Here is a 25,502-nt window from a genome sequence, read left to right as displayed (position 1 = left end):
AGCCGACGCCGTGTTCGACCGTCCTACCGCGCTTCCTGTCTCTCGCGAGCGCGCCCGGGGATCATCAACGCGACCGCCAGGAGGATCGCGACGGCGAGGACCACGACCTGGCCGGTGGCTTCGTCCGTCGGGAGGTGGTGGAGATGGGTGACGTGGTATCCGAAGTGCAGGACCCCGAAGGCCGTCCATGCGATGCCCAGCAGCAGACAGCCGACCTGTGAGGGCCGGACGAGCCCGTAGAGGGATGCCGCGCCGAGCGCGAGGTACATGGCGCCGTGGTCGCGCACGAGGTGCTCGTTGTACGGGCCGTCCTTGGAGACCCATTCGCCGAGGAAGACGGGAAAGTGGTCGAAGTAGGGCTGCGGCCAGAAGTAGGACCACGCGCCGACGACGCCGACGATGATCACCGTCGCGACGAGCGCGCCGTACTGGGCGCGGCTCACTGCGCGCGCATCGTGGGGCGCGCGGCGTTCGGCTGCTGCTGTCTCAGACATCGTGTCGTCCTTCGTTCGCTCTCGGTGTGCGGCGGTGTTGCCGTTCATCACCCTGACCGGACAGCCCCGGGAAATGTGATGTGCACGGTCGACCTCACACTCCGGCATGCCACGCCGTCAGAGGGATCGCCGTCAGAGGGATCGAGGGCCCAAGGCCGGCCTGAAGCACGGTGCGGTAGTCACACACGGGCTCGCTGCGCGGTCATAGAGGCAGGAAGCCGACGACAAGGAGTAGATGATGAGACGGAAGATCGCGGTTGCGGGCGGGACCGGTGTCCTCGGGCGGCACGTCGTCGAGGTCGCAGGCAAGCGCGGCTACGACGCTGTCACGCTCGCGCACAGCACGGGCGTCGACCTGGTCACCGGGACAGGCCTGGACGGAGTGCTCGACGACGTCGAAGCGGTGGTCGACGTGACGTCGATACAGACGCAGTCCGCGCGCGCCTCGGAGAAGTTCTACGGAGCGGTCACCAGCAACCTGCTCCAGGCCGAGAAGGCGGCCGGTGTCGGACACCACGTGGCGCTCTCGATCGTCGGCGCCGACAAGGCGCCGTACGGCTACTACGCGGGCAAGGTTCTCCAGGAGCGGCTCGTCACCGAGAGCGACGTGCCGTGGAGCCTCGTGCGGGCCACCCAGTTCCACGAGTTCGCGGGACAGATCATGGAGCGCCTGCGGTACGGCCGGTTCGTGATCGTTCCCCAGATGCGGTCCCAGCCCGTCGCCGCAAGCGAGGTGGCCGGGCGGCTGATCGACCTCGTGGACGTCGGGCCGTCGGGCCGAGTCGCCGACTTCGGTGGGCCTCGCGAGGAGAACGCTGTCGACATGGTGCGCGCGCTCAGGGCGGCGACCGGCACCAGGGTCTGGATCCTGCCGGTTCCCTTCCCGGGTGCGCTGGGTCGGGCGCTGCGCGACGGCACTCTCGTCGCAGGCAGCGACGCCGACCACGGCACGCAGACGTATGCCGACTGGCTGCGCTCGAGGGCCTGAGCCCACCTCGACAGGCCGTACGGCCTGTCGAGGAGGCCCGGCCCACAGACCGGCTCGTCCCGCTCTCGACGGTCGCCCTGGGTGCGGCTACGCCCCGCCCGTCAGCCCGATCACCTGGCCGTTGACCGCGGTGTTCGCAGCGGAACCCAGCCAGACGACGGCGGTCGCCACCTCCGCCGCGTCCAGCAGCCGTCCGCGCGGTGACCGGTCGGCGTACATCTGCCCCACCTGTTCGACGATGTGGGTGTTGGTCGCCGTCCGGGTGAGCCCCAGCATCGCCACGTTGGACAGCAGGTCGCCGTCCTGCCCGAGCGAGAACGCGACCGACCGGCTGAAGCCGTGCAGCGCGGCCTTGGCCGCTGTGTAGTACTCGGCGCCTGCCACGCCGTCGGTCACGAGCGACGACGAGAGGTGCACGAGCCGCCCCCAACCCGCAGCGCGCATCAGCGGCGTCACGGCGCGCGTCAGCCGGATCGCACCCTCGACGTTGCTGCGGAGCAGCGCCGTCCACTCCTCGTCGGGCACGGTGTCGAAGGGCACCATGTCACCCCAGGCCACCGCGTTGTTGACCAGCACGTCCACCCGTCCGGTGGCCTCGACGGCCGCCGCGACGAGCGCCTCGGCCGCGCCAGGGTCCGCCTGGTCGTACTGCACGACGACGGCGCGGTCGCCGATCTCGTCGGCCACCTTCTGCGCCTCGTCGCGGGCATTGCGGTAGGTGACCACCACGTTCGCGCCCTCCGCCGCGAAGGCGGTGGCGATCCGTCGCCCGACGCCGCCCGACGCGCCGGTCACGATGACTGTCCGATCCTGAAGTCCGATGTCCATGGCTCAACCGTGCGCGGAGCGCCGTCGGCCAACCAGACCGGCCGGAGACTGGCCCTGAGCGGGCCACCCTCCGCACACCCCGCCCGTCTAGGCTGACGCACATGACCAGCGAGCTCGGCGCACTCCTGCGCGCACACCGCGAGGCCCTCGTGCCCGAGGACGTGGGCCTGCCGCGCGGCACCCGCCGACGGACGCCCGGGCTGCGCCGCTCCGAGCTCGCCACCCTGGCCGGGGTGAGCGTCGAGTACCTGACACGCCTGGAGCAGGGCCGGGACAGGCATCCGTCCCCGGAGATCCTCGGGGCGCTGGCCGACGCACTCCGCCTGGCCTCGGCGGACCGGTTCCTGCTGCTCCGCGCCAGCAAGGGAACCAACGGGGCCTGCACGACCGACCCGCCTGCCGACTCCGTCCGGCCGCCCGTCCGTGCGCTCCTCGACCGGCTGGAGCCGTCACCGGCGGTGCTGCTCAACCGCGTGGGCGACGTCCTGGCCGCGACGAGCACGTACCGCCGTCTGCTCGAACCGTTCGGCCTGTTCGACGACGGTCACCCGAACCTGCTCCGGTTCGTCCTCACCGAGCCCCGTGCCCGGGAGGCGTTCCCGGACTGGGCGAACGAGGCCGACCGGCAGGTCGCGGCGCTCCGGATGGAGTCGCTGCCCGGCGACCCGCACGTCGCCGAGCTCGCCGAGGCCTTGGCCGTGCTGGCGGGAGCGGAGTTCACCGACCGGTATGCCGCACCGCTCGTACCGCGCTACCGCGCCGGCACGGAGCGGATGCGGCATCCGGAGGCTGGCGAGCTCCGACTGGACAGCGAGACCCTGGCGCTGCCCGATGCCGACGGTCAGCGCCTGATCGTGCTCCTGCCGGCGGACGAGGCGACGTCGTGCGCGCTCGACGGGCTGGCCGGCCGGCGACCCCGCGCGCTGCGGGCCGTCTGACCGCTCAGCGCCCCGGGAACGACGGCGGCCGTTTGGCAAGGAACGCGGCAGTGCCCTCGTGCATGTCGTCGGTCTCGAACGCCTTCCGGAAGGCCGCTCTCTCGATGGTGAGCGCTTCGGTGACGGGCCGCCCGACCGAGTCGCCGATGGCCGCCTTGCACAGCGCGACCGCGACCGGCGAACGAGTGGCGATCTCCGCGAGGGTCGCGGCGGCGGAGTCGAGCATCTCTTCCCGGGTGTCGAACACCCGGTTGACCAGCCCGATCCGCCGCGCCTCCGCGGCATCGATCTTCCGCCCCGTGTAGATCAGCTCCCTGGCCCAGCTCAGGCCGACCCGGTGGTGCAGCCGCGCGCAGCCGCCGAAGCCCGGGATCAGGCCGAGCGACACCTCCGGCTGGCCGAACACCGCCGAGCCGGTGGCGTAGATGAAATCGGCCGCCATGGCCAGCTCGCAGCCCCCGCCGAGCGCATAGCCGGACACACAGGCGATCACCGGGACGGGCAGCTCCTCGAACAGCCGGGTGACCCGCTGGCCGAGCGCGCCGAACGCCTCGCCCTCGTCCGGGGTCATCACGGACATCTCGCGGATGTCGGCTCCCGCGACGAAGGCGCGCTCGCCGGCCCCGGTCAGGATGACGCCCCTGAGGCCGCCACCGGTCAGCAGCGGGCCCTCCAGCAGGGTACGCAGCTCGGTGAGCACGTCCTCGTTCAGCGCGTTCAGCGCGTCCGGCCGGTTCACGGTGATGGTCAGGACGCCGTCGTCGTCCGACAGCAGCAAGGTCTTGTCGCTCATGGTGGTTCCCTTCAGGAGTCCCAGATGGCGCCATAGGCCGGGATGCCACGCATCTCCAGCTGCTCCACGATGTTCCAGGTGGTCTTCTTGTTGGAGATGCAGATGACCGCTTCCGCGTCGAACTCGCGGTACGCCTGGTAGGCGAGCGCCACCAGGTCGGGCTTGCCGGAAGCCGTGGTGTCCCAGATGACCGGGTCGGGCTGCACGGCGAGGATCTCCTCGACCAGGTCGTCCCCGTAGGTGGCCCGCGGGTCGCGGGTGGACCAGACCAGGCGTGAGGGCGTCTCACGCGAGAGCAGGTGCGGTAAGCAGGGGCCGATGCCGCTGCCGGTGGCCACCCACACCACACGGCGGAACAGGCGGTCGATGTTCCCGACGCCGGCCGTCGGGATGCCCTTGACCCACAGGTGCGACGGACGGTCGTCGATCAGCGCCCCGGTCCAGTCGCCCGCCCGCGAGATGGTGAGCCGGAATCCGGGCGCACCGGGGGACGGCACGTTGGCGAAGGAGTGCCATTCGCGCAGAGGGCTACGGCTGACCGTGGTGGACGAGCCGGCGAACGGCGTCACGCCGTAGTCGAAGCCCACGAGCACGACGTGCGAGGAGGGAGCCGTGATCCGTACCGGCACCCGGCGCAGCCGGAGCCAGGGGAGCGCGATGCTGACCGTCACGACGAGCAGCACCAGGAACGGCACCGGCCCGGCCCCCGTGAAGAGGAAGGAGTGCAGCCAGAACAGGGCGAGCAGGCTCCAGCCGCCGAAGCGGTGCACCAGCTCGAAACGGTCGTGGTGGCGCGCCCGGAGGGCCGGCAGCGCGAACGTGATCATGGCGAGCAGCAGCGCGGCGATCAGGTAGGTCACCACGAGTACCGCCGCACCCACCGGCCGCGCCGTCGCGGTGACCGCGAAGACCAGGAACCACCCGGTCGCGGACACCGTCGCGCCGACATGGAGGCCCCCGAACACGTGGTAGACCTTGCCGAGCAGGGTGCGCACCCGCAGCGGCCAGGTCACGGGTGCACTGGTCGCGGACAGGAAGATCGCGTTGATCACGTACTGCTGCCGGATCAGCGCGGCGAGCGCGATGTTCGCCAGCACCAGGTTCGAGATCGTTCCCAGGTCGCCCAGCCAGCCGCCGTCGGCGGCGACCACGGCGGCGACCACGAGGTTGACCGCGACCACGCCGGCGGCGAGCCGGTTGTGGTGCATCAACCGCCTGTGGCGCCAGATGCGCCGCCACCTCCCGTGAAGCGGTGGCAGCGGGTGGGCCAGCTCGGTGTCGGCCTGCGTCACGCCATCGCCTCCTCGGCGGTCAGTCCGGCGACCAGGGCCCGCTTGTCGACCTTGCCGCGGTGCGTGATCGGCAGCTCGGCGACGGCGCGGACGGTGGCAGGCACGCAGTAGTAGGGCAGGACGCCCGCGACCACATGGCTGGCCGCGACGGTGTCCACTCCGGCGGGGGTGACGAAGCCGATGAGCTCGCCGTCGTGCAGGACGGTCGTCGCCCGCTCGCAGCCGGGCGTGCGCTCCAGCGCCGAGGTGATCGCGTCCAGCTCGACCCGGAAGCCACGGACCTTCACCTGGTCGTCGGTGCGTCCGTGGTGCTCGAGCCGGCCGTCGGAGGTCCATCTGCCGAGGTCGCGGGTGCGGAACATGCGGTGCTCGCCACCGAGGAACGGGTCGGGCAGGTAGCGCTGCGCGGTCAGCTCGGCATTGCCGAGGTAGCCCTGGCTGACGCAGGCCCCGCCTGCCCACAGCTCGCCGACCGCGCCGATCGGGCACGGCCGAAGGTGCTCGTCGAGCACATAGACGGTGGTGTTGGGCAGCGGCGAGCCGATGGTGGGCTCCTCGCCGCGCCGGTGCGGCGGGGCGATCGTGTTCACGATGGTGACCTCGGTGGGTCCGCACGCGTTGTGGAACCGGGCGAACGACGACCAGGTGTCCGCGAGCGCGCGCGGGCAGCGCTCCCCGGCCACCGCCACCACGGTGACGTTGCGGCACTGGGCGGGATCGAGGCTCGCGAGCACGCTCGGTGTCGCGATCACCACGTCCACCGAACGCACCGCCTGCAGGATCGAGTCGCCCCTGATCACCAGCTCCGCGCCACGACAGAGCGCGACGAAGATCTCCCACGCCGCCATGTCGAACGCGATGTTGAGCAGCTGCGACACCTTCATGCCGGGCCGGACGTCGAGTGCTCCCGGGCCGTGCGTGACCACGTTGCACAGGTTCGCGTGCGTGACGGCGACGCCGTTGGGTGTGCCCGTGGTGCCCGAGGTGAAGATCACCACCGCCGGATGTCCTGGCCTGCTCGCGACCGTTGGCGGCTCCGCCCGCTCACCGAAGAGCGTGTCCACCGCGAGCACCACCCGGCCGGGCAGCGCGGGCAGGTCGGCGGCGCACTCGGACAGCGTCAGCACGACTCGGATGTCGGCGCTGGTGACGATGTGCGCCAGGTGTGCGCTCGACGCGATCCGCGCGTCCTGCGGCACGTACGCGGCCCCTGCCTTCAGCACCCCGAGGATGCCGACGACCATCGGGATCGAGCGCTTGACGAACAGTCCGACTCGATCACCCGGTCCGACGCCGAGCCGGACGAGCGTCTCGGCGAGCAGGTTCGCCCGCCGGTCGAGCTCGCGGTAGGTCAGCGACCCGCCGGCGTGGGTCACCGCTATCGCCTCCGGCCGGCGCCGGGCGGTGGCCTCGAACGCCTGGTGGAGCAGGACGAACGGCGGTGGTTCCGAAGCCCCCGTCCCGAAGCGTCGGAACAGCTCCTGGTCGGACGGCGTCAGGCCGGTCAGCGTGGACCGGTCGATGTGATGGGTCATGTGCGGCTGCTCCGTTTCGGGACGCGCTCGCGAACGAGAGCGCCTCGAAAGCCCTCGTTGGCAAGACAAGACCGGGTAGAGATTCGACACGCAGGGCTTCGGACACTCGCCCCTGACTCGGTAGCTCGGCGGAACACATGGACGAGGTCTCACTCGCCGGCCACCGTAAGGCGAAATGTCCTTGATTTGGCATCTACTTAATCGTTTCAGGCTGCGGGATGGCCGGCGCCCCGGGCCCGGCCCGGCGTTTCGGACCCTCGTCGGCGTGGCCGGTACCGCAGTTGGGAGACGCCGTTTCAGACGAGGGCTCGGAGCTGGACCTCGGCGCGGGCGCCGCCGTCGGCCGCTGGCGCTTGATCTGATACTGGGTCTCAGGCATACTCGCCAGTGCCCGGGTGGCGGCGTGACGCCGGCGCATCAGGCTCCTCGACGACGAGCAGGACGGGACCCGCTGTGCGAGCTGACGACACGACGACTGTCCTCACCGCGCGCCCCTGGGTAACGTCGAGGCCGGCTGGCCGGAACACGGTATCTCCCCTCCACGCGCCGGGCACCACAGCCGTCCGGCCCAACGAAAGGCGAAGCCATGCAGCGTGACATCTATGACGAGGACCACGACGCGTTCCGCGAGGTCGTGAAGGAGTTCGTCAAGCGCTACGTCACCCCGGAGAAGGCGAAGCAGTGGGACGCCGACGGTGAGGTCGACCGCGCGACCATGAAGGCAGCGGCCGAGCACGGCATCGTCGGGCTCTCCGTGCCGGAGGAGTTCGGCGGCGCCGGGATGCTGATGGACTACCGCTTCCGCAGCGTGGTGAACGAGGAGCTCATCGGCTGCGGCCACGGCTCCGCGCTGGCCGGGGCCGTTGGCATCCACGACGACCTCGCGGTGCCGTACATCGCCCACTTCGGCACCGACGCCCAGAAGGCGAAGTGGCTCCCGAAGATGGCAACGGCCGAGGTCCTCGGCGCGCTCGCGATGACGGAGCCGGGTGCGGGCAGCGACCTGCGGGCCGCGCGGACCACCGCGAAGAAGGTCGACGGCGGCTACCTCGTCAACGGTGCCAAGACGTTCATCTCCAGCGGCAAGACGGCGGACATCGTCGTCACGTTCGTCAAGACCGGTGAGGGCAACCGCCCGGACGCCTTCAGCCTGCTCATCCTCGAGGACGGCATGGCAGGGTTCGAGCACGGCAAGAAGCTGCACAAGATGGGCTTCCCCGGCCACGACACGGCCGAGCTGAGCTTCAGCGACGTCTTCGTGCCGGACGAGAACCTCATCGGCGGCGTCGAGGGCCGCGGGTTCGTGCACCTCATGATGAACCTGCCGCTGGAGCGGCTCTCGATCGGTGCCGTCGCCGCGGCGGTGGCCGAGGCCGGCGTGAAGTGGACGATCGACTACACGACGAGCCGCGAGGCGTTCGGCAAGCCGGTCATCGACTTCCAGAACACCCGGTTCCGGCTGGCCGAGATGGCCACGACAGTGGACGTCATGTGGGCCTACGTCGACCGCGCGATGAACCTCTACCGGCACGGCAAGCTCAGCGCCGACGAGGCCGCGAAGGTCAAGTTCTGGTGCACCGAGCGCGAGTGGGAGATCCTCGACCAGGGCGTCCAGCTCCACGGCGGGTACGGCTACATCCTGGAGTACCCGATCGCGCGAGCCTTCCTCGATGCCCGCGTGCACCGCATCTACGGTGGCACGAACGAGGTGATGCGCGAGATCGTCGCCCGCAGCATCACCGGCCGCAAGTAGTCTCTCCACGTCAGCCGTTCGAGGAAAGAGCAGAGTCAGCCCATGAGGATCGTCGTCCTGGTGAAAGTCGTGCCCGACACCAACGCTGAGCGCACGCTCAGCCTGGAGACGGGGCTCGCCGACCGTGCCACGGCAGCTCTCGTCGCCGACGAGATCGGGGAGCGCGCCCTGGAGGTCGCGCTCACCTACGCCGAGGCGCACGAGGGCACCGACGTGCACGTCCTCGCCGTCGGTCCCGAGGAGTCGACGACGTCGATCCGCAAGTGCCTCGCCATGGGCGCGGCGAGCGCGACGCACGTCGTCGACGGCGGGCTCGTCGGCGCGGACCTCGGGCTGACGGCCGAGGTCATCGCCGCGGCGCTCGGCCGGGTCGGGTACGACCTGGTGCTCGCGGGCAACCAGTCCACGGACGGCATGGGCGGGGTGCTGCCCGCGATGGTGGCCGAGCACCTGGGGCTGCCGAGCCTGACGAACCTCACAGCGGTGACCATCGGGGACGCCGAGGTCAGCGGCACGCGTGTGTCGGAGGACGCGGCGGTGGGCCTCAGCGCCCCGCTGCCGGCCATCGTGTCGGTGACCGAGGCGCTCCCGGACCCCCGGTTCCCGGGCTTCAAGGGGATCATGGCGGCGAAGAAGAAGCCGGTCGAGGTGCTCTCGCTCGCCGACCTCGGCGTCGACGCGGACGACCTGAGCACGTCGCGCTCGATCATGCTCGCGATCGACGCCCGTCCTCCGCGCGGCGGCGGCGTGAAGATCACCGACGACGACGGGGACGCCGCCGTCCGACTGTCGGCCTTCCTGGCCGAGAACCACCTGATCTGAGAAGGGGGACGACGATGACTATCGCTGCTGACTCGATCCTGGTGCTGCTCGACACGACGCCCGACGGCGCCCTGGCGAAGTCCTCGGCCGCGCTGCTGGGTGCGGCCTCGACCGTCGGGACGCCGGTCGCGCTCGTCCTCGGCGACGACGCGGCCGCCAAGGCCGCCGCCGAGCTCGGGGCCGCCACGGTGCTGCGCGCCCCCGCGCCGGCCGACGGCCAGGTGGGCGTGGTCGACGCCCTGGTCGCCGCCGCGGCCCTGGTGCGGCCCGACGCCGTCCTGGCGTCCCACTCGGTCGACGGCCGGGAGGCCGCCGCCCGCTTCGCGGTGCGCGCCCGCTCCGGCCTGGTCGTCGACGCGACCGAGGTGGCCCGCGACGACCAGGGCGTCATCGCCCGCAGCTCCGCCTACGGCGGGTCCTACACGGTGACCTCGACGGTGACGCACGGCGCGCCGGTCATCACGGTCCGGCAGGGCGCGGTCGAGGCGCGCGCCGAGGCGCGGCCGCTGGCCGAGGTCGTGCTGGAGGTGGCGGCGAGCGGTGTCGCCGCAGCCACGATCGGTTCGGTCGAGGTCGCCGAGAAGACCGCCGGGCGCCCCGACCTGCGCGGAGCCGCCAAGGTCGTCTCGGGCGGCTGGGGCCTCGGCTCGAAGGAGGACTTCGCCCTCGTCGAGCAGCTCGCCGACGCGCTCGGCGCCGCGGTCGGCGCGTCGCGCGCCGCGGTCGACGCCGGGTTCGTGCCGTCGTCGGCCCAGGTGGGTCAGACGGGCGTGCAGGTAGCGCCGCAGCTCTACATCGCCCTGGCGATCTCCGGGGCGATCCAGCACCTGGCCGGCATGCAGACCGCCAAGACCATCGTCGCGATCAACAAGGACGAGGACGCCCCGATCTTCGAGATCGCCGACTTCGGGATCGTCGGTGACGTGTTCACCGTCGTACCGCAGCTCATCGCCGAGATCGAGAAGGCGAAGGCGTAACCACCGTGGCGACGTTCACCCAGGGTCTTCGTCAGGGGCTGCCGCGTCATCCCGGCGGACCGGCCTGGCCGCCGGTCGACGAGACGGCGGCGGCTCCGGCAGCGGCCGAGGACACCGCCGCGCAGGAGGCGGCCGAGCCCGCGTTCGTCGTCGCGGCTGCCGAGCCTGCTGCGCCTGCCGCACCTGCTGCGCCTGCGCTCGCCGAGCCGGCCGCGGAGCCGGCGGCTGGTGCCGCGCGCGCGACGGCGCCGGCCGGCGACGTCGAGGTTCCGGTGCGTCGCGGCCTGCCGCGTGTCGCAGGTGGCGAGCCCTGGCCGCCGGCTGCCGTCGTCCGGGTGGACCGTGGCCCGGCCCCGGCGCTGACTCCCGACGCCGGCCTGCCTGCCGTGGCGGGCGGGACCGCCGTCGTGAGCGAGGAGACGGCCGCCGCGACCGCGGAAGCGTCCGCTGCTGCGGACCTCCCGGCTGGCGCTGTGCTCGCGACCGCTGACACCCCGGCCGCCGTCGGGGAGGCCGGACCGGCCGCCGACTCCGTCACGGAGGAGGTGGTGCTGCGTCGCGGCCTGCCGCGTGTCACCGGTGGCGAGCCCTGGCCTCCGGCGGAGACGGTCACGGTCCAGCGCCGAGTCGCCGTCGCACCTGTCGCGGCCACTGCGCCGGCTGCGGCCGAGCCTTCCCGTACCCAGGTGGACGACGGCGAGGCACCCGCACCTGAGCCTGTGCAGCCGGTCCTGGCGCCGAGTGCTCCCGCCGCGGAGAGTGCTCCAGCCGCCGAGAGCGCGCCGGTCGTCCAGGCGCCTGCCGCCGTCGAGCCCGCCGTCGAGGCCCCGGCCGCGTCGGCAAGCGTGAGGGCGCCGCGTCCGACCGAGCAGGCGCGCCCGACCGAGGCGTCGCGCGCGACCGCACCCGCGCGACCCGCCGCACCCGCACGACCCGCCGCACCCGCACGACCCGTCGAGCCCGCGCGGGAGCCGCGCAGGATCGGCTCGCGGACGCTCGGCGGGTGGGCACGGATCCTCGGGTGGGGGCTGGCCGGCGTCGTCGCCGCTGCGGGCATCATCGTGCTGGCCGCGCGCGGCGTGACCACGCTGCCTGGCGTGCCGGAGTTCCTTGAGCGCTACCCCGGGTCCTACGAGCTGCCCGAGTCCGCCCCGGTCGGCTTCCCCGCCTGGGCGAACTGGATGCACTACCTCAACTTCTTCTTCATGGTGCTGATCGTCCGCACGGGCCTGCAGGTGCGGTACCAGAAGACCCCGCCCGCCTACTGGACGCCCGCCAAGGGTGGCAAGAAGATCAGCATCAACCTGTGGCTGCACACCGGCATCGACCTGCTGTGGCTGGCCAACGGGGCCGCGTTCGTGGTGCTCCTGTTCGCGACCGGCCACTGGATGCGGATCGTGCCGACGTCTTGGGAGGTCTTCCCGAACGCGGCGTCGGCCCTGCTGCAGTACCTCACGCTGGACTGGCCCACCGAGCACGGCTGGGTGAACTACAACAGCCTGCAGCAGCTCATGTACTTCACGGTGGTGTTCGTCGCCGCCCCGCTGGCCGCGATCACCGGGCTGCGCATGAGCGAGTGGTGGCCCAAGGACGCGGACCGGCTGAACCGGCTCTACCCTGCGCCGGTGGCTCGGGCGATCCACTTCCCGACGATGCTCTTCTTCGTGCTGTTCGTGATCGTCCACGTCACCCTGGTGTTCGCCACGGGAGCGCTGCGCAACCTGAACCACATGTTCGCGGCCCAGGACGCGGTCAGCTGGGTCGGCTTCGCCTGGTTCGCGGGGGGTCTCGTCCTCGCGGTCGCGGCGGTCGTCGCGGCGAGGCCGCTGGTGATCGCGCCGATCGCCTCCCTGGTCGGCAAGGTCAGCAGCCGCTGACCAAGGGAGAGCGGCACAGATGAGACCACTTCGATACTCGATCAACGTCACGCTCGACGGCTGTTGCCATCACGAGGCAGGACTCCCTCCGGACGAGGAGTCGATGCGCTACTGGACCGCCGAGATGGAGCGGGCCGATGCCCTGCTCTTCGGCCGGGTGACCTACGAGATGATGGAGTCGGCCTGGCGGAAGCCGGCCACCGGCCCCTGGCCTGACTGGATGGGGGAGTGGGAGATCCCGTTCGCCGAGGCCATCGACCAGGCGAAGAAGCATGTCGTGTCGGGCACGCTGAGCGGGGTCGACTGGAATGCCGAGCTGGTGCGAGGTGACCTGGGGCCGGCGGTTCAGCGGCTCAAGCAGCAGCCGGGCGAGGGCCTGTGGGTGGGTGGCGTGACGCTCCCTCTGGCACTGGCGGATCTGGGACTGATCGACGAGTACGAGTTCGTCGTGCAGCCGGTCGTCGCCGGACACGGGCCGACGTTGCTCGCCGGCCTGCGCGAGCGCATCCAGCTCGAGCTCGTGGACCGCCATGAGTTCCGGTCGGGGGCGGTCGCCATGCGATACCGGCCCGCGCAAGCCACGGCCTGACGCCGTCGGCGTCGTGCCGGCCCACGCGGCTACGCGAACACCACCGGTCTCTGCGGGACGATCTCTTCCCGGACCAGGAGAGCAAGGAGGCCTTCTCCTCCGCGGTCGCCGACACCCACCCGGCAGCGCAACGACACGTACCCTCGGAATCCTTCCGACTTCCTGAACCGCGCCCGCTCGGTGAAGGACTCGAACGCGACCGCGACGTGTCGCGGGTCCGAATTCATGTGAACCTGAAGCTGCGTTCTACCCATAAACATGGGAAAGCTCGGAACCAGGTCCAACGAGGAGTCGACGGCGGCGCTGCCGATGTCGTGGGCGTTTCGCTCATAGAGTTCCTCGACTGTGAGCCGGAGGATCTGGCCGGCGGGTACGCGCACGGCGAGGCGGAACAAGAGGTCGATCGGAGGTTTCGACCAGGGCCGGACGATGTTTCCGCTGAAGTTGTCGTTGCGGTCGAACCGGTTGGAGTCGTCCTGTACGACGAGCAGGTGATAGTCGTGGAGATCGAGTCCGGGAGGACTGCCGGCCGCGGGATCTCGCCACCAGATTGCCTGCGAGGGGTGGATCTCCGGGCGCCAGCCGTGCGCCTCCTCCGCCACCCAGGGGCCGTAGACCCCGATGTCGTGCCCGACCAGAGGCGATGACCCGTTCTTCGGAAAGAATGGATTGTCGTAATAGTGCTCGTCGGGCGTGACCTCGGCCTCCATGCAGAAACCCTCGGACCGTTCGCACTTGTGCACGTCGTCGAGGTCCGCGTTGGGAAGCGCGTCATCCAGGAGGAAGGCGAACTCCGGACTGGGTTTGATGAAGAGGTTCCAGTCGGCCTCCGCTCCCCAGCCGTCGTAGAAGTTGTAGTGATCCATCTCGCCGACCAGGACGTGCTGGAAACGGTCCAGCGGGTACCAGTTGAGGCCCTCGCCGTCGCGTTTGGCGATGTTCGGCCCGATCTTGCGATTCTGCATGTCGACCGCGTTGACCCCTAGCTGCTCCTCAGCCACGTAGGACCACCGGTCGAAGTCGAGTCCGCCAGTCTCAGCCATCGGAACCTCCGGTAGGGCAGGTAGCCAGGCGGCTACTTCCCGTCCAGCCCGCAGTCGTTGGGCCCCGGTCGTTCGAGGCAGACGAGTCGGCTCTCTATCCGCTCTCGTTCGGACTCGGACGTCTGCCATGCGGTCAGAGAAAGTGCGCTGGTGACGAGCGAGAGGGCGCTGAGGACGAGAGCCGCGGCCGTGCTGATTCGCGGTCTACGAACGGCACGGTCCGTCCTTTTCACCGGGAGCTGCTGAGTTGCTGAAAGCATGGTCAAACCTCCATCTCCCCTGCTGGCTCAGGGTGCTCCCGCCCACAAATGACCGTCAAGGTAACGACGGAGTGAATTTAGGAATATGGCTCTGCAGGTCCTGGTTTTGTCGGGACATTTGCGGCCATAGTGAATGGGTGAACTGGCGGACGGCGCCCGCCTCGCGCAGACGCCTCGAGTCGAGCACGACATCCACCAGAACCAGACCGCCTTCGACGCCGCGCACGGCGGCTGACCGGCTGACCCGCTGCTCGCGCCCTACTTCCGTCGATTCTCGGACGGTTCGATGGCACGCTTCACCTCGTGAGCCACGAGACGAGCGACAACACGTCCGACACCACGAACGCTGCTTCCGACGAGCGAGAGGTCCACAACTCGGCCAGTGCTCTCGCGCTGGGGCTCGGTCTGCTCTTCGGGGGAGTGGCTGTCGTACTCCTGGCGGGTCTGTTCGCCGGAGTGAACGGGACGGCCGTGGTCATGGCGTGGATCTTCGGCGTCATCGCGATCATTGCCGGCGTCGTCCAGTTCATCGTCGGGGTCTACCTGTGCGCCGAGAACATCGACAGGGCGACGAAGGTGCTGATCGACGGGCAGCGGGGTAAGTCAGGGGATCGATGACACCCCGGTGATTCCTGGCCATCCTGACGGGCACCAGTCACGATGTGCCCATGCAGACCGTACGGCGGTTCCTCGTGCTGGCCCCGGTGGCGTTCGTCGTCACCACGGTGGCTTACCTGATCTATGTGCTGGCCCGACCAGACGGTTCGATCGACCTGAGGCTCGTCGGCATCGCGCTGCTGGTGGGGCTCGTGGGGGCGGCGATCGTGCTCACGGCGGTCCTCGTCGTTGCCATCGCCCTGCTTCGCCTGTGGGGTGTCAGCAACGCCTGGGCCGCGCTGGGGCTGGCCTTCGGCGTAATCGCGATCATCCAGGGGATCGACTACGCGACGATCGGGGACGACGGCTGGAGGATGCTCACCTTCCAGGTGCTCGCCGGCGTGCAGGTCCCCGGCTGGCTGACGTTCGCGGTCGGGCTCCTGGTCGGCGACCTGCGGAACCGGGCAGCACGGAACGCCGTCCGCCCCGCCGCTTAGTCGCTCAGTCCTTCGCTTCGCGCACGTCCGTTCCCTGCTCGGCGAACGCCTTGAAGTCCTGCATGTGCTGTTGTGACTGCTTGCGGAAGACACCGCGCATGAAGGGCGCGAGCAGCCGCAGTAAGCCGCTGAACCGGTACTCGTTCTCGCTCACCCAGAGCGTCGTCTGCGGCCCGGTTTCGGTGAACCGCTCGCGCGCGGCGTTCCACATGCCCTTGGCGACGATCTCGCGCTCGAGGTGAACGACGCTGTCTCTCGGGATCCCGTGCAGGTCCGCCGGTTGCCAGCGGGCGATGGCCTCCATCTCGATCGAGACGGTGTACTTCATGGCGAGCTGCTCCAGCTTCCCGGGGAAGTCCGCTTGCTGGCAGGCGGTCCTGCCGGGACTAGGTCAGTGCTCCGAAGATCGTCCAGGTGCTGGGGCAGGTCCTGACCTGCGACGGTGGTCTGGCAGCATGCGAGCATGAAACTCCACGAGCGGATCGACGGTCGGCTGCGCGAGTTCGTCGAGCGGCAGCACATGTTCTTCGTGGCGACGGCGCCGCTGGCCGCGGACGGGCACGTCAACGTCTCGCCGCGCGGCGTTCCCGGGACGTTCGCCGTACTCGACGAGCACACGTTCGCGTGGCTAGACGCCACCGGGAGCGGAAGCGAGACGGTGGCGCACCTCCGCGAGAACGGCCGCATCACCGTGATGTTCTGCGCGTTCGACGGGGCGCCGAACATCGTCAGGTTCCACGGCACCGGCCGCGTGGTGACCCGGTACGACGACGAGTACCCCGCCTTCGCCGGTGGGTTCACCGACCTCCCCGGTGCCCGCGCGGTCATCGTGGTCGACGTCGACCGGATCTCCGACAGCTGCGGCTGGGGCGTGCCCCTCATGGCGTACGAGGGCGAGCGGGACCTCATGGGGCCGTACTTCGAGCGCAAGGGGGAGGCCGGGCAGCAGGAGTACCGGCGGCGCAAGAACCTCACGAGCATCGACGGCCTGCCGGCCTACGACGCCGACCCAGCCGTAGAACCCGAGCCGGTCGCGTAGAGCGACGAGGACCCCGGCGACCCCCTGGACGCCGTCGGCCAGGGGGTCGCCGCCAGAGTGGTCAGCAGCGACCGGTCAGCGGGGCTGGCGGTCCGTCGGGAGGCTCCCGCGCATCTCCGAGATGAGCTGCGGCGTCAGGGTCGCCTCGGTGCGGGACACGAGCAGCGCCATCTCGTAGCCGACGAGGCCGATGTCGCACGTGGCCTCCGCCACCACGCCGAGCACCGACCCGTTCGAGACGCTCATCAGGAACAGGAATCCCTTGTCCATCTCGATGATCGTCTGCCGGACGTTGCCGCCGTTGAGCTGTCGGGAAGCCCCACGGGTCAGGCTCGACATGCCGGAGACGATCGCCGCGATCTGGTCACCGCTGGTGCGGTCGAGCTGGTCGGACATCGCCATGAGCAGGCCGTCCGCCGACACGACGAGCGTGTGCCGGCTGCCAGGGACGGTGCGTACGAAGTTGTCGAGCAGCCACCCGAAATTCGTGGCTTCGGTACTGAGGGTCACTCTTGTCTCTCCTACTGCGTCTGTCGTGCGCTCTCGCTGCCGGGTCGGGCGCTCGATGCCGGCGCGCGACCCGTGCCACGTTGGTCTTGGAGCTGCGGAGCCTTCGACGGGCGCCCCGGCAGGGTTTCCAGCAAGTCTGTGACGCCACGGTACCCCTCGTCGGAGACCAGCCGTTACCAGGCCTTGCGATGTTCACCGAGCGCCGTCCGGGCACACGGTAAACCGATCGGTTTCCTTGCGCAAGCATGAATCTCGTGAAGGCGACTGTTCTACCGGGCACGGCGAGACGTGGCCGCGGTGGTCACCGCATCCCCGCCGCGTCCAGCAGGGTGTGGACGGTAGGCATGATGAGTCCCGCCAGATGATCGGCCCCGATGCCCGCACGTGCGCTCGCGCCGTCGAAGACCAGGACGAGCTGCCGCGCCAGCAGGTCCGGGGAGAGGGCCCCGTCCGCGGCGGCCTCGGCGCGGAAGAACTCCGCGAGTCCTTCCTTGACCTCGCGTGCGACCCGGCTGGCCGGGTGGTCCGGGTCCTTGAGCTCCATCTCGACGGCGAGATATGGGCAGCCACGGAACTCAGGCGCCCCCGCCTGGGCCTCCAGCTGCTCGAAGACGTGCAGGATCCGCTCACGGTGCCCACGGGCGTCGTCGGCCGCGGGCAGGAGCGACGCCGTATAGGCGGCGGCGCCTCGTTCCAGGCTCGCTGCCAGCAGCTCGTCCTTGCTGTCGAAGAGCTGGTACATGGAGCGCTTCGACACACCCGCCGTCCTGCACAGCGTCTCGATGCCGACGCCGACGCCCTGCTGGTACGAGAGGGCGGCCGCCGTCTCCAGCAGCCGCTCCCGAGGGCTGGGCCTCGCCGCTGTCGTCATGCCGGGAGTCTAGCCAGGCAGGGGCAGGCCGAGACCCGATCCGCCTACGGCGTCAGCTCACGCGGATGAAGACCGGGCCGGACTGCCAGATGCTCGTGTACCGGACGTTCTTGCCGGGTACCGGAGCCTCGATCTGCATCCCGTCGCCCGCGTAGATCGCGATGTGCCCGGGTGACCAGATCAGGTCGCCCGGCAGCGCCTCGGCGTACGACACGACGGTCCCGGCATAGCGCTGCGCGGCCGAGGTGCGCGGCAGGTCGATCCCGACCTGGGCGAAGACGTAGGACGTGAACCCGGAGCAGTCGAATCCTGCCGGGGTGGTCCCGCCCCACACATACGGGACACCGATGTAGCGCATCGCGATCGACACGATCGATGCCCGGCGCTGCGCTGCTTCCTCCGCTGCGATCTCGGCGGCGCGCTCTGCCTGGTACGCCTCATTCTCGGCGGCGGAGATGACGCTGACCGCCGACTTCTCGACGTTCAGCTCGGCGGTCGGGTTGACCGCGACGACGTTCGCGGCAGCCACGGTCTGGCGCGCCTGGGACGCGAGAGCGTTGATGTCGGTCGTGTTGAGCTTGCCCTTCATCGCCGTACCGGTCAGCGACGTGCTGATCTCCGTGGACGGCGCGGCCTGAGCGGGCGGCGCGATCAGGGACAGCAGGACACCGGAACCCGCGGCGGCGATCACTGCTCCGCGACCGGTGATCACACCGGCCTGGCCGGTGGCGGCCTGGGCCACCGCGGTCAGGAGGGGGCGGTGCGCTGCGCGGTGACGACCACGACGGACCTGGGACGTGGCCGTGCTGGACTGGGGATCCATGAAAGTGGGGGGCCTTTCAGATGGAAGGAGACCCGTGCGCGACCCGCGTGAGACCGCGCCGGGAACCGGCAAGCAGGGGACGAAGGCGACATGTCAGGCTCATAGCGAGCCCAAGAGTAACGGAACGGATACGAGGTTGACACCCCCCAACTTTCCCTCCCGTTGTCCCGGTGTTCCGGACGGCGTCTCCGGCCGCCCGACGCCTCGGCGAGAATGCTCCCCATGAGACTTCTGCTCCTGCGGCACGGACAGACGCCCTCCAACGTCCACGGGCTCCTCGACACTGCACACCCAGGCCCTGGGCTGACGGCGCTCGGCGAGCGTCAGGCCGCCGCGGTGCCCCACGCGCTGCGTGACCGCCGGATCGACGCGATAGCCGTCTCCCCGCTGGTCCGGACCTCGCTCACCGCCGCACCGCTGGCCCGGGCGCGCGAGCTCGAGCCGATCGTCGTGGACGGCCTCCAGGAGATCGAGGCGGGCGAGCTGGAGATGGCCGGTGCCCACCAGGCGCACCAGCGCTATCTCGGCACCGCCTTCGCCTGGGCGCGCGGCGACCTCGGCCGCGTCATGCCGGGTGGTGCGGACGGGACGGCATTCCTCGGCCGCTACGACGCGGCGGTCGCGCAGGTCGCCGCGCGAGGCGGCGACAGCGCGGTTCTGGTCTCGCACGGCGCGGCGATCCGGGTGTGGGTCTCGGCGCGGGTGGCGGGCGTGGACGTCGACCATGCCGAGCGGGCTGCGCTGGCCAACACCGGCCTGGTGGAGATCGAGGGCGATCCCGTCGGTGGCTGGCGGCTGATCAGCTGGAGCTCGGACCCTGTCGGTGGCCGCGGCCTCGACGCTCCCGCGGCCGACGACCCGACCGGGGAACCGGTCGAGGACTGAGCCCCGGAAGGCGAGCGAACCCCGGAGGGCACGGGAAAAAGCTGGGTCGCCGCCATCAGCCCTGACAGGCTGCCCGGATGGACTTCACAGGGGAAGAGACGCGGGCCGCCTGGGCCATCGCCTCGCGCAAGTACGAGGACGAGTACGCAGAGCATCTCGAACAGGCCCGCACCGCCGAGCTGCTGCCGGCCGAGGTCGAGGTGCTGAGCGGGATGGTCGTCGGCGCCGACGTCGTGCACCCGATGAGCGGGCACGGCCTGGACGACGTCGCGCTCGCGCGCCTCGGTGCGCGTTCCGTGCACGGGCTGGACTACAGCGACGCGGCGCTCTCGAGCGCGCAGCGCCGGGCCGACGAGCTCGGCATGCCCTGCCGGTACACGCGCGCGGTGATGCCGGAGAGCGGGCTGGACGACGCGTGCGCCGACCTCGTCTACACCGGCAAGGGTGCGCTCATCTGGGTCGGCGACCTGCCCGCCTTCTTCGCGGAGACGCACCGCCTGCTCCGGGCGGACGGCTGGTTCTACGTGTACGAGGCGCACCCGCTGGTGCCGCTGTGGGCCTGGGACGCGGACGAGATCCGCGTCCGCCCCGATCGGGGGTACTTCGAGCCCTCGCACGTCAACGACTCGTATCCGGGCAACGGCGCGGTCGAGCGCCAGCACACGCTCTCTCAGATCGTCATGGCGTGCCTGGGGGCAGGGTTCGCGATCGAGCACCTCGCCGAGCACCCCGACCCGTTCTGGCGCCCGGGCGGGATGACGGCGGCCGCATGGGACGGGCGCCTGCCGAACGCGTTCAGCCTGCTCGCGCGGCGCATCTGAGCGGGGCGCACCTGGGCGCGCCGCACCCGGCGGTGCGGCAACCGCTCGGTCAACCGACCAGGGTCTCGTCCAGGCGCTCGACGCCGAGCTCCGGCGGCAGGTCGCCGTCGTGCCGGACGACGAGGGACGTGACAGCCCGCGTGAGGCAGACGTAGAGCCGCCGCAGGCCGGTGGCGTGGTTCGGCTCGGCCGCCACGATCGCTGCCGGGTCGTGCAGCACGACGTGGTCGAACTCGAGACCCTTCGCCAGCGAGGCGGGCACCAGGTCCAGGTGCGCGTCGAACTCGGAGGCGTCGTCCGGGTCGACGTCGGTCTCGTCCGGGGCCGGCGGTTCGTCGTCCTGCTCGCCGACCACGGCGAAGGCGACGCCCGCGGCGGCGAGCGTCGTGCGGAGGTGCGCGACGGCGTCGTCGGGCACGATGAGGCCTACCGAGCCCTCGAGCCCGCCGACCCGGGTGAGGACGTCGTCGAGCGGCGCGTCGGTGATCGTGAGGCGGCCGCGGGCGCGCCGGACCGCCGTCGGCGGTTCGAGGCCGGGCGCGATGCTGGGCAGGAGCCGCGCGGCGAGCTCGATCACGTCGCCGGGCACGCGGAACCCCGCCGTGAGCTGCTCCACGTGCCCGTCGGGCTTCGCGAGGTGGCCGAGGACGTCCGACCAGTCGCGCGACGCCCAGGGCGTCGTGGCCTGGGCGAGGTCGCCGAGCACGGTGAGCGAGCCCGTGGCCGCGCGCCGCCCGAGGGCGCGCAGCATCATCGCCGACAGGTCCTGCGCCTCGTCGACGACGATGTGCGCCACCGACTCCGTCCGGTCCAGCAGGTCGGCGATCTCGTCGAGGAGCACGAGGTCCGCTGTCGTCCAGCGCGCCGAACCGGGCGTGCGGGGCGGGCGCGTCCAGGTCAGGAGGAGCTGTTCGGCCTCGGAGAGGATGCCCTCGGCGCACTCGGCGAGGAACTCGGGGTCGGAGAACAGCCGGAAGAGCAGGCGGCGCGGCTCGACGGCGGGCCAGACCGCCGCCGCGTAGTCGCGGACGGGCTTGGTGCGGGCCAGCACGTCCCATGCCTTGTCGTCGAGCGCGTCACCGGTCTCCTCGATCTGGACGAGGACGCGGTGGGCGAGGGCGTGCCTGAGCTGGGCCGCGCCGAGGGCGTACCGCACGTCCCTGGCCCTGACCTGCTCGATCGCCTCGCGCGCCTCGTAGGCGGGGACGCGCCAGCGGAACGAGCCGCGCGGCAGGACCAGCGTGTCCTGCGGCGTGCCGACATGCGACCAGACGGCGTTCCGCAGCACCTTGGCCATCCGGCCGTCGCCCTTGAGCGTCGCGACGTCGGCGGCCTCGGTGGCCCGGACCGGCGCATGCGTGCCGACCAGCTCCTCGATGGTGGCCTGCCTGGCGTGGATCTCGCCGAGCGCGGGCAGCACGTCGCGGATGTACCGCAGGAAGCTCTTGTTCGGCCCGACGACGAGCACGCCGCGGCGCGTGAGCTGGTCGCGGTGCGCGTACAAGAGGTAGGCCGCGCGGTGCAGGCCGACCGCCGTCTTCCCCGTGCCGGGCGCACCCTGCACGACGAGCGTGCGCTCGAGCGGCATCCGGACTATGACGTCCTGCTCGGGCTGGATGGTCGCGACGATGTCGCGCATCGGCCCGGTGCGGGGGCGCTCGATCTCGGCCTCGAGGATGTCCGAGTGCGCGGTGGCGCTCACCCCGTCGACGCCCGGCACGGGCCGGGCCAGGGACTCGTCCTCGAACCCGGTCAGGTGGCCGCGGGCGAAGCCGTAGCGACGCCGGGCCGTGATGCCCATCGGCTCCTTCGGCGTCGCCCGGTAGAACGGGGTGCTCACCGGGGCGCGCCAGTCGACGACCATCGGCTCGCCGTCCGGGTCCGAGACGTGGCGGCGGCCGATGTGGAAGATCTCGGCGGTCTCCTCGAGGTTGATGCGGCCGAAGAAGAGCGGGATCTCGGGGTCGTCGGTGAGCTGTTCCATCCGGCGCGCGAGCGCGGCCTCCAGCGCGTCCGCGCTGATCGGGTCCCCGGCGTAGCGGCCGTCCAGCGCGGCCACCCGGTCGCGCATCCGGCCGAGCTGGGTCCGTGCCTCGGCGAGGAATTCTCGTTCCTTGGCGAGCTCGGGCGCGTCGGCAGGCATGGGTGACCCTCCAGGAGTCGGCGTGGGAGTGTTCGCGGGAGCGAACGCGCGATTCTAGTGCCGGGGGCGGGGTCGAGGCGGCATCTTTTTGGCGATGTGCGGACGGCTCGCGACACATATGTCCTCGGAGTCCGTTTCCACTGTCGCGCCACCGGGCCCCACGGTACGGTCGGGGAACCGCCCGGCCAATCGAGGAGCCCCAGTGTCGTCCGACGAGCTGCCCCAGGAGTTCCAGATCGACGTGCCAGACGAGATGGAGACCGGCGTGCCGGCCGACTTCGCCTCGGTCTGGCACACACCGACCTCGTTCATCCTGGACTTCATCGCCGTGAAGCAGCCCCCGAGCCCGGTCTCGGACCCGGAGTCGGGAGAAGTCACCTCGATAACGGTGCCGGGCCGTGTGGTGTCACGAGTGCGCATTCCTCCGCAGCAGGTGTTCGAGCTCGCCAAGGCCCTCACTATGCAGCTCGACGCATGGGAGAAGGAAAGCGCACCGACCGTTCGCAATCCCGGGGTGCCAGAGGGGCCGGATGGTCCGAATCGATCATCAGAGAAATGAATTTTGTGAATCTTTTTCTTGGACGATTGTCCAACTGGGCACCCAAATGTCCGGTCTGACCGGGGGGAATGTTCCAGTTTGGCCGGAGAAATGGTGGGTTATACCAGTCCTGAGGGGGAAATGTAAGCCTCCGAGGCTGTTCCACTTGCGATCTTCACGGATGTAGGCTTCCCGTGATCGCGACGAAGGCGTTGCAATCTCCCAGAGTTGCCCGGGGGGTCGGGCGACCCGTTCCGGCGGCCATGTCGGGGAGCAATGAACAGGGGCGATGCAAGTGAGCAACTCGGAATTCGATAACAGGGGGCGCACGGGCGGGATCATGTTCGAAGAACAGTCCCGCACGAGTGTCGTGAGTATGTGGGGAGAGATCGATGTCTCCCTGCGTGGTGAGTCCAGTGCCGCGATTGCCAACGCCCTGGAGAGGGGCAAGTCGGTGGTGATCGACACCTCGAGGGTGACGTTCATGGACTCGACGGGCGTCGCATTTCTCATGCAGATGTACACCTACGGGACGCAGGACGGGCTGACCGTCACCCTTCCGGACCCGCCACCGGTGGTCCGGAGCGTCATCGAGATGCTCGGGGTCGACGTGCTGTTCGCCCAGCCGGCTCAGCCCGCAGTGGCGCGGGAGGCCTGAGCCGGCTGGTCAGCGTCCCGCGGCCAGCGCCGCGGCGCCCACGATGCCCGCCGCGTTCCGTAGCTGAGCCGGAACGATCGGCGCCCGCAGGTGCAGGTGCGGCAGGTACTTCTCGTGATGCTTGCTCACTCCGCCGCCCACGACGATGAGGTCGGGCGACAGCAGGTCCTCGACGACGCCGAAGTAGCGCTGCAGGCGTTCGGTCCACTGCTCCCAGGACAGGTCCTCCCGCTCGCGTGCGGAGTCCGCCGCGCGGGACTCGGCGTCGTACCCGTCGATCTCGAGGTGCCCCAGCTCGGTGTTCGGCACCAGGACGCCGTCGACCACCAGCGCCGAACCGATACCCGTGCCGAGGGTCGCCACCAGCACGACGCCCTCGGCGTTGCGCGCGGCCCCGTACCGGACCTCGCCGATGCCCGCGGCGTCGGCGTCGTTCACTGCGGTGACGCTCCGGCCGGTCGCGCGCTGCACGAGGGCGGGCAGGTCCACACCGGTCCAGGACTGGTCGAGGTTCGCCATGAACCGCACCACACCGTGCTGCATGGGCGCGGGGAACGCGACGCCGATCGGCACGTCGTCAGCCAGTTGGTAGCTGTCGACGAGCTGGGCGAGCACGTCCGCGACGGCCTGCGGGGTGGACGGTTGGGGGGTCGGGATGCGGGTCCGCTTGTCCGCGTACTCGCCGGCCACGAGGTCGACGGGCGCACCCTTGATCCCCGAACCTCCGATGTCGATGCCGAACGCCAGGTCAGTCATGTCAGGATCGTCTCATGAGCACTGGGGAGCAGTACTGGTACAACACCGAGACGGGTGAGGTCGAGGAGGGGCACCGTTCCTCCTGGACCCATCTGATGGGGCCGTACAGCACTCGCGCCGAGGCGCAGCGGGCCCTGGAGAACGCGCGGTCGCGCAACGAGTCCTGGGACAAGGACGACGAGGAGTGGCGCAGCAAGTAGCACCTGTCAGACGTACGGGTCACCGGAGTGACCTGTGGGTCTGACACCTGCTATTTCTCGAACGAGTGCTCCGCGTCCGGGAACGAGGAGTCCTTGACCTCGGAGACGTAGTCCTCGGCGGCCTGCTGCAGGGCCTGGCCGATCTCGGCGTAGCGCCGGGCGAAGCGCGGCGACCAGCCGGTCATGCCCGCCATGTCCGTCCACACCAGGACCTGGCCGTCGCAGTGCGGCCCGGCGCCGATGCCGATGGTCGGGATGTGCAGGATCTCGGTGATGCGCGCGGCCACGCCCGACGGCACCATCTCCAGGACGACGGCGACGGCGCCGGCCTCCTCGACCGCCTGCGCGTCCGCGGCCAGCGCCTCCACGGCGTCGTCGCCGCGGCCCTGGACGCGCGGCCCGCCGAGCAGGTTCTCCGACTGCGGCGTGTACCCGAGGTGCGCGACGACGGGGATACCGGCGTCGGTCAGCGCGCGGATCTGTGCCGCCGAGCGGAGGCCACCCTCGAGCTTGACCGCGTCGGCGCCCGTCTCCTTGAAGACCCGCACCGCCGTCTCCAGCGCCTGCTGCGGTCCGGCCTCGTACGAGCCGAACGGCAGGTCGATCACCACGAAGGCGCGCTTCGTGGCCCGGGCGACGGCCCGGGCGGCCGGGATCATGTCGTCGACGGTCACCGGGATGGTGGTGGCGTGACCGTGCATGACGTTCCCGATCGAGTCACCCACGAGCAGGATGTCCATGCCCGCTGCGTCGAAGATGGCGGCGGTCACCGCGTCGTACGCGGTGAGCATCGCGAGCTTCTCGCCTCGGGCCTTGGCCTCCGCCAGGTGATGCACACGGACCCTCTTGGGACCCTGAGTGGGTGAGGTGTGGGCGGACATGGTCCTCCTGTGGTTCGGGCGGCCTCGGTGCCGCAGGAAAGCCTACGGCCGGTCGTCCATGCCCGGTACACGCGCCTGTAACAGGTTTAGTGCA

At 70.5% G+C, this 25,502-nt stretch carries 28 protein-coding genes; 15 read left to right on the top strand and 13 right to left on the bottom strand.

The window, feature by feature from the left end; genetic code table 11:
- Nucleotides 1–23: 23 nt before the first annotated feature.
- Nucleotides 24–494, bottom strand: coding sequence for a hypothetical protein (locus ACFWE2_RS04555; protein WP_377223028.1), 471 nt, complete (start codon nt 492–494; stop codon nt 24–26).
- A 238-nt stretch (nt 495–732) separates the two neighbouring features.
- Between ACFWE2_RS04555 and ACFWE2_RS04550 the strand changes: the two genes are divergently transcribed.
- Nucleotides 733–1,482 (top strand): SDR family oxidoreductase, encoded by a 750-nt coding sequence (locus ACFWE2_RS04550; protein WP_377223027.1) that lies wholly within the window; start codon nt 733–735, stop codon nt 1,480–1,482.
- A gap of 87 nt (nt 1,483–1,569) precedes the next feature.
- Here the strand turns inward: ACFWE2_RS04550 and ACFWE2_RS04545 are convergent, their stop codons facing one another.
- On the bottom strand, nt 1,570–2,310 hold the full coding sequence (locus ACFWE2_RS04545) for an SDR family NAD(P)-dependent oxidoreductase (protein ID WP_377223026.1): 741 nt from the start codon (nt 2,308–2,310) through the stop codon (nt 1,570–1,572).
- A 101-nt stretch (nt 2,311–2,411) separates the two neighbouring features.
- Between ACFWE2_RS04545 and ACFWE2_RS04540 the strand changes: the two genes are divergently transcribed.
- A complete protein-coding gene (locus tag ACFWE2_RS04540) occupies nt 2,412–3,248 on the top strand; it encodes a helix-turn-helix domain-containing protein (RefSeq protein ID WP_377223025.1) in 837 nt (278 codons plus the stop codon).
- A gap of 4 nt (nt 3,249–3,252) precedes the next feature.
- On the opposite strand, the gene ACFWE2_RS04535 is transcribed toward ACFWE2_RS04540, so the two are convergent.
- The 3 genes from ACFWE2_RS04535 to ACFWE2_RS04525 all read right to left on the bottom strand — a co-directional run bounded on the left by ACFWE2_RS04535 (nt 3,253) and on the right by ACFWE2_RS04525 (nt 6,868).
- Nucleotides 3,253–4,041 (bottom strand): enoyl-CoA hydratase-related protein, encoded by a 789-nt coding sequence (locus ACFWE2_RS04535; RefSeq protein WP_377223024.1) that lies wholly within the window; start codon nt 4,039–4,041, stop codon nt 3,253–3,255.
- A gap of 11 nt (nt 4,042–4,052) precedes the next feature.
- The gene (locus ACFWE2_RS04530) at nt 4,053–5,249 is read right to left on the bottom strand and encodes a hypothetical protein (protein WP_377223023.1); all 1,197 of its coding nucleotides are present in this window, start codon (nt 5,247–5,249) and stop codon (nt 4,053–4,055) included.
- Nucleotides 5,250–5,329: 80 nt separating this feature from the next.
- A complete protein-coding gene (locus tag ACFWE2_RS04525) occupies nt 5,330–6,868 on the bottom strand; it encodes an amino acid adenylation domain-containing protein (protein ID WP_377223022.1) in 1,539 nt (512 codons plus the stop codon).
- 586 nt (nt 6,869–7,454) lie between these two features.
- On the opposite strand from ACFWE2_RS04525, the gene ACFWE2_RS04520 reads away from it, so the two are divergent.
- From ACFWE2_RS04520 to ACFWE2_RS04500, 5 genes are read left to right on the top strand one after another with little or no spacing between them, the layout of a single operon-like run.
- Nucleotides 7,455–8,621, top strand: coding sequence for an acyl-CoA dehydrogenase family protein (locus ACFWE2_RS04520; RefSeq protein ID WP_377223021.1), 1,167 nt, complete (start codon nt 7,455–7,457; stop codon nt 8,619–8,621).
- 42 nt (nt 8,622–8,663) lie between these two features.
- Complete coding sequence (locus ACFWE2_RS04515; protein WP_377223020.1) at nt 8,664–9,443, top strand: electron transfer flavoprotein subunit beta/FixA family protein; 780 nt, start codon at nt 8,664–8,666, stop codon at nt 9,441–9,443.
- A 14-nt stretch (nt 9,444–9,457) separates the two neighbouring features.
- Entirely contained in the window at nt 9,458–10,420 is a 963-nt protein-coding gene (locus ACFWE2_RS04510) for an electron transfer flavoprotein subunit alpha/FixB family protein (RefSeq protein ID WP_377223019.1), read from the top strand.
- Nucleotides 10,421–10,425: 5 nt separating this feature from the next.
- On the top strand, nt 10,426–12,297 hold the full coding sequence (locus tag ACFWE2_RS04505; RefSeq protein ID WP_377223018.1) for a cytochrome b/b6 domain-containing protein: 1,872 nt from the start codon (nt 10,426–10,428) through the stop codon (nt 12,295–12,297).
- A 19-nt stretch (nt 12,298–12,316) separates the two neighbouring features.
- Complete coding sequence (locus tag ACFWE2_RS04500; protein ID WP_377223017.1) at nt 12,317–12,886, top strand: dihydrofolate reductase family protein; 570 nt, start codon at nt 12,317–12,319, stop codon at nt 12,884–12,886.
- A 29-nt stretch (nt 12,887–12,915) separates the two neighbouring features.
- On the opposite strand, the gene ACFWE2_RS04495 is transcribed toward ACFWE2_RS04500, so the two are convergent.
- Nucleotides 12,916–13,929 (bottom strand): hypothetical protein, encoded by a 1,014-nt coding sequence (locus ACFWE2_RS04495; RefSeq protein WP_377223016.1) that lies wholly within the window; start codon nt 13,927–13,929, stop codon nt 12,916–12,918.
- Between the two features lie 563 nt (nt 13,930–14,492).
- On the opposite strand from ACFWE2_RS04495, the gene ACFWE2_RS04490 reads away from it, so the two are divergent.
- The gene (locus ACFWE2_RS04490) at nt 14,493–14,807 is read left to right on the top strand and encodes a hypothetical protein (protein ID WP_377223015.1); all 315 of its coding nucleotides are present in this window, start codon (nt 14,493–14,495) and stop codon (nt 14,805–14,807) included.
- A 50-nt stretch (nt 14,808–14,857) separates the two neighbouring features.
- A complete protein-coding gene (locus ACFWE2_RS04485) occupies nt 14,858–15,283 on the top strand; it encodes a hypothetical protein (protein ID WP_377223014.1) in 426 nt (141 codons plus the stop codon).
- A gap of 4 nt (nt 15,284–15,287) precedes the next feature.
- On the opposite strand, the gene ACFWE2_RS04480 is transcribed toward ACFWE2_RS04485, so the two are convergent.
- Nucleotides 15,288–15,611, bottom strand: a complete 324-nt coding sequence (locus tag ACFWE2_RS04480) for an SRPBCC family protein (protein WP_377223013.1) — start codon at nt 15,609–15,611, stop codon at nt 15,288–15,290.
- Between the two features lie 135 nt (nt 15,612–15,746).
- On the opposite strand from ACFWE2_RS04480, the gene ACFWE2_RS04475 reads away from it, so the two are divergent.
- Entirely contained in the window at nt 15,747–16,322 is a 576-nt protein-coding gene (locus ACFWE2_RS04475; protein WP_377223012.1) for a pyridoxamine 5'-phosphate oxidase family protein, read from the top strand.
- Nucleotides 16,323–16,397: 75 nt separating this feature from the next.
- On the opposite strand, the gene ACFWE2_RS04470 is transcribed toward ACFWE2_RS04475, so the two are convergent.
- From ACFWE2_RS04470 to ACFWE2_RS04460, 3 genes are all read right to left on the bottom strand, one after another.
- On the bottom strand, nt 16,398–16,832 hold the full coding sequence (locus ACFWE2_RS04470) for a roadblock/LC7 domain-containing protein (RefSeq protein WP_377223011.1): 435 nt from the start codon (nt 16,830–16,832) through the stop codon (nt 16,398–16,400).
- A gap of 301 nt (nt 16,833–17,133) precedes the next feature.
- A complete protein-coding gene (locus ACFWE2_RS04465; protein WP_377223010.1) occupies nt 17,134–17,703 on the bottom strand; it encodes a TetR/AcrR family transcriptional regulator in 570 nt (189 codons plus the stop codon).
- Between the two features lie 52 nt (nt 17,704–17,755).
- Nucleotides 17,756–18,526, bottom strand: a complete 771-nt coding sequence (locus ACFWE2_RS04460; RefSeq protein WP_377223009.1) for a C40 family peptidase — start codon at nt 18,524–18,526, stop codon at nt 17,756–17,758.
- Between the two features lie 222 nt (nt 18,527–18,748).
- On the opposite strand from ACFWE2_RS04460, the gene ACFWE2_RS04455 reads away from it, so the two are divergent.
- A complete protein-coding gene (locus ACFWE2_RS04455) occupies nt 18,749–19,411 on the top strand; it encodes a histidine phosphatase family protein (protein WP_377223008.1) in 663 nt (220 codons plus the stop codon).
- A 77-nt stretch (nt 19,412–19,488) separates the two neighbouring features.
- Nucleotides 19,489–20,232 carry a class I SAM-dependent methyltransferase gene (locus ACFWE2_RS04450; RefSeq protein WP_377223007.1) on the top strand — a complete coding sequence of 248 codons (744 nt, stop codon included), beginning with the start codon at nt 19,489–19,491 and terminating at the stop codon, nt 20,230–20,232.
- A gap of 49 nt (nt 20,233–20,281) precedes the next feature.
- Here ACFWE2_RS04450 and ACFWE2_RS04445 read toward each other — a convergent pair whose 3' ends face one another.
- Nucleotides 20,282–22,375, bottom strand: coding sequence for a HelD family protein (locus ACFWE2_RS04445; RefSeq protein ID WP_377223006.1), 2,094 nt, complete (start codon nt 22,373–22,375; stop codon nt 20,282–20,284).
- Nucleotides 22,376–22,577: 202 nt separating this feature from the next.
- On the opposite strand from ACFWE2_RS04445, the gene ACFWE2_RS04440 reads away from it, so the two are divergent.
- Nucleotides 22,578–22,934, top strand: coding sequence for a DUF3467 domain-containing protein (locus ACFWE2_RS04440; RefSeq protein ID WP_377223005.1), 357 nt, complete (start codon nt 22,578–22,580; stop codon nt 22,932–22,934).
- A gap of 268 nt (nt 22,935–23,202) precedes the next feature.
- Nucleotides 23,203–23,571, top strand: coding sequence for an STAS domain-containing protein (locus tag ACFWE2_RS04435; RefSeq protein ID WP_377223004.1), 369 nt, complete (start codon nt 23,203–23,205; stop codon nt 23,569–23,571).
- Nucleotides 23,572–23,580: 9 nt separating this feature from the next.
- Here ACFWE2_RS04435 and ppgK read toward each other — a convergent pair whose 3' ends face one another.
- Complete coding sequence (gene ppgK, locus ACFWE2_RS04430) at nt 23,581–24,327, bottom strand: polyphosphate--glucose phosphotransferase (RefSeq protein WP_377223003.1); 747 nt, start codon at nt 24,325–24,327, stop codon at nt 23,581–23,583.
- A 14-nt stretch (nt 24,328–24,341) separates the two neighbouring features.
- Between ppgK and ACFWE2_RS04425 the strand changes: the two genes are divergently transcribed.
- A complete protein-coding gene (locus tag ACFWE2_RS04425; RefSeq protein ID WP_377223002.1) occupies nt 24,342–24,527 on the top strand; it encodes an SPOR domain-containing protein in 186 nt (61 codons plus the stop codon).
- A gap of 50 nt (nt 24,528–24,577) precedes the next feature.
- Here the strand turns inward: ACFWE2_RS04425 and panB are convergent, their stop codons facing one another.
- A complete protein-coding gene (gene panB, locus ACFWE2_RS04420; protein WP_377223001.1) occupies nt 24,578–25,408 on the bottom strand; it encodes a 3-methyl-2-oxobutanoate hydroxymethyltransferase in 831 nt (276 codons plus the stop codon).
- Nucleotides 25,409–25,502 lie beyond the last annotated feature (94 nt).

It is taken from the genome of Promicromonospora sp. NPDC060271 (genome assembly GCF_042726755.1).
In the GTDB taxonomy this organism is placed as follows: Bacteria; Actinomycetota; Actinomycetes; order Actinomycetales; family Cellulomonadaceae; genus Promicromonospora.
This window is presented reverse-complemented; position numbering and strand designations above follow the sequence as displayed.

Bases quoted from the DNA above. Each gene is read 5' to 3' on its own strand.
- ACFWE2_RS04540 (WP_377223025.1), top strand. From the start codon at position 2,412: ATGACCAGCGAGCTCGGCGCACTCCTGCGCGCACACCGCGAGGCCCTC.
- ACFWE2_RS04450 (WP_377223007.1), top strand. From the start codon at position 19,489: ATGGACTTCACAGGGGAAGAGACGCGGGCCGCCTGGGCCATCGCCTCG.
- ACFWE2_RS04530 (WP_377223023.1), bottom strand. From the start codon at position 5,249: ATGCACCACAACCGGCTCGCCGCCGGCGTGGTCGCGGTCAACCTCGTG.
- ACFWE2_RS04465 (WP_377223010.1), bottom strand. From the start codon at position 17,703: ATGACGACAGCGGCGAGGCCCAGCCCTCGGGAGCGGCTGCTGGAGACG.
- ACFWE2_RS04525 (WP_377223022.1), bottom strand. From the start codon at position 6,868: ATGACCCATCACATCGACCGGTCCACGCTGACCGGCCTGACGCCGTCC.
- ACFWE2_RS04435 (WP_377223004.1), top strand. From the start codon at position 23,203: ATGCAAGTGAGCAACTCGGAATTCGATAACAGGGGGCGCACGGGCGGG.
- ACFWE2_RS04445 (WP_377223006.1), bottom strand. From the start codon at position 22,375: ATGCCTGCCGACGCGCCCGAGCTCGCCAAGGAACGAGAATTCCTCGCC.
- ACFWE2_RS04425 (WP_377223002.1), top strand. From the start codon at position 24,342: ATGAGCACTGGGGAGCAGTACTGGTACAACACCGAGACGGGTGAGGTC.
- ACFWE2_RS04555 (WP_377223028.1), bottom strand. From the start codon at position 494: ATGTCTGAGACAGCAGCAGCCGAACGCCGCGCGCCCCACGATGCGCGC.
- ACFWE2_RS04485 (WP_377223014.1), top strand. From the start codon at position 14,858: ATGCAGACCGTACGGCGGTTCCTCGTGCTGGCCCCGGTGGCGTTCGTC.
- ACFWE2_RS04535 (WP_377223024.1), bottom strand. From the start codon at position 4,041: ATGAGCGACAAGACCTTGCTGCTGTCGGACGACGACGGCGTCCTGACC.
- ACFWE2_RS04545 (WP_377223026.1), bottom strand. From the start codon at position 2,310: ATGGACATCGGACTTCAGGATCGGACAGTCATCGTGACCGGCGCGTCG.
- ACFWE2_RS04455 (WP_377223008.1), top strand. From the start codon at position 18,749: ATGAGACTTCTGCTCCTGCGGCACGGACAGACGCCCTCCAACGTCCAC.
- ACFWE2_RS04510 (WP_377223019.1), top strand. From the start codon at position 9,458: ATGACTATCGCTGCTGACTCGATCCTGGTGCTGCTCGACACGACGCCC.
- ACFWE2_RS04550 (WP_377223027.1), top strand. From the start codon at position 733: ATGAGACGGAAGATCGCGGTTGCGGGCGGGACCGGTGTCCTCGGGCGG.
- ACFWE2_RS04520 (WP_377223021.1), top strand. From the start codon at position 7,455: ATGCAGCGTGACATCTATGACGAGGACCACGACGCGTTCCGCGAGGTC.
- ACFWE2_RS04500 (WP_377223017.1), top strand. From the start codon at position 12,317: ATGAGACCACTTCGATACTCGATCAACGTCACGCTCGACGGCTGTTGC.
- ppgK (WP_377223003.1), bottom strand. From the start codon at position 24,327: ATGACTGACCTGGCGTTCGGCATCGACATCGGAGGTTCGGGGATCAAG.
- panB (WP_377223001.1), bottom strand. From the start codon at position 25,408: ATGTCCGCCCACACCTCACCCACTCAGGGTCCCAAGAGGGTCCGTGTG.
- ACFWE2_RS04495 (WP_377223016.1), bottom strand. From the start codon at position 13,929: ATGGCTGAGACTGGCGGACTCGACTTCGACCGGTGGTCCTACGTGGCT.
- ACFWE2_RS04480 (WP_377223013.1), bottom strand. From the start codon at position 15,611: ATGAAGTACACCGTCTCGATCGAGATGGAGGCCATCGCCCGCTGGCAA.
- ACFWE2_RS04460 (WP_377223009.1), bottom strand. From the start codon at position 18,526: ATGGATCCCCAGTCCAGCACGGCCACGTCCCAGGTCCGTCGTGGTCGT.
- ACFWE2_RS04475 (WP_377223012.1), top strand. From the start codon at position 15,747: ATGAAACTCCACGAGCGGATCGACGGTCGGCTGCGCGAGTTCGTCGAG.
- ACFWE2_RS04515 (WP_377223020.1), top strand. From the start codon at position 8,664: ATGAGGATCGTCGTCCTGGTGAAAGTCGTGCCCGACACCAACGCTGAG.